Here is a 1,431-nt window from a genome sequence, read left to right as displayed (position 1 = left end):
CAGGCCGGAGACCGCCTCAGAGAAGGTGATGGTCACGGTGGACGTCTCACCCGCCTTCAGCGCGGTGTCGCTCAGCTGGATTGTGGCGGTTGGCAGCTGCGTGTCGATGGCGAAGTTGTCAGACTCCACCAGGCCCTGACCGATATTGCCTGCGGCGTCACTCACCCAGGTCTGGTTCAGCACCAGCTGGTTAGTCGCGTCGGTCACGTCAGCGTTCGGCGTGTAGGTGCCGGTCCAGGTTATACCACCGTCGGTGGTGATCAGCTCGGACAGGGTGCCGTTCGGCGCGGTCAGCGNCGGGTCAGGCCGGAGACCGCCTCAGAGAAGGTGATGGTCACGGTGGACGTCTCACCCGCCTTCAGCGCGGTGTCGCTCAGCTGGATTGTGGCGGTTGGCAGCTTCGTGTCGATGGCAAAGTTGTCAGACTCCACCAGGCCCTGACCGATATTACCCGCTGCGTCACGCACCCAGGTCTGGTTCAGCACCAGCTGGTTAGTCGCGTCGGTCACGTCAGCGTTCGGCGTGTAGGTRCCGGTCCAGGTWATACCRCCGTCGGTGGWGATCAGCTCGGACAGGGTGCCGTTCGGCGCGGTCAGCGCTTCGCGGGTCAGGCCGGAGACCGCCTCAGAGAAGGTGATGGTCACGGTGCGGCGCGGTCAGCGCTTCGCGGGTCAGGCCGGAGACCGCCTCAGAGAAGGTGATGGTCACGGTGGACGCTTCACCCGCCTTCAGCGCGGTATCGCTCAGCTGGATTGTGGCGGTTGGCAGCTTCGTGTCGATGGCGAAGTTGTCAGACTCCACCAGGCCCTGACCGATATTGCCTGCGGCGTCACTCACCCAGGTCTGGTYCAGCACCAGCTGGTTAGTCGCGTCGGTCACGTCGGCGTTCGGCGTATAGGTGCCGGTCCAGGTGATCCCGCCGTCGGTGGWGATCAGCTCGGACAGGGTGCCGTTCGGCGCGGTCAGCGCTTCGCGGGTCAGGCCGGAGACCGCCTCAGAGAAGGTGATGGTCACGGTGGACGCTTCACCCGCCTTCAGCGCGGTATCGCTCAGCTGGATGGTGGCGGTCGGCAGTTGCGTGTCGATGGCGAAGTTGTCMGAKKMCACCAGGCCCTGGCCGATATTGCCTGCCGCGTCACGCACCCAGGTCTGATTGAGCACGATCTGATTGGTAGCATCGGTCACGTCAGCGTTCGGCGTATAGGTGCCGGTCCAGGTGATACCGCCGTCGGTGGTGATCAGATCGGAAAGCGTGCCGTTAGGCGCGGTCAGCGCCTCACGGGTCAGGCCGCTCACAGCCTCAGAGAAGGTGATGGTCACGGTGAACGTCTCACCCGCACGCAGCGCGGTATCGCTCAGCTGGATGGTGGCGGTTGGCAGCTGCGTGTCGATGGCGAAGTTGTCCGAGGACACCAGGCCCTGGCCGATATT

At 64.4% G+C, this 1,431-nt stretch carries 3 protein-coding genes; all 3 read right to left on the bottom strand.

What is annotated here, in order from left to right:
• The coding region (locus ASF13_RS25325; RefSeq protein ID WP_369814374.1) for an Ig-like domain-containing protein at positions 1-294 on the bottom strand (294 nt) is incomplete at its 3' end.
• A 3-nt stretch (positions 295-297) separates the two neighbouring features.
• Positions 298-644: Ig-like domain-containing protein (locus tag ASF13_RS25320; RefSeq protein WP_369814373.1), on the bottom strand; the 347-nt coding region annotated here is incomplete at its 3' end.
• On the bottom strand, positions 625-1,431 hold an 807-nt coding region (locus tag ASF13_RS24660; protein ID WP_200929784.1), incomplete at its 5' end, for an Ig-like domain-containing protein. The genes ASF13_RS24660 and ASF13_RS25320, both read right to left, overlap by 20 nt.

Origin of the sequence: Erwinia sp. Leaf53, from assembly GCF_001422605.1 — a bacterium.
Classification (GTDB): Bacteria; Pseudomonadota; Gammaproteobacteria; order Enterobacterales; family Enterobacteriaceae; genus Erwinia.
The sequence above is the reverse complement of the archived record's forward strand: the minus strand, read 5'-3'. Positions and strand labels throughout refer to the sequence as shown.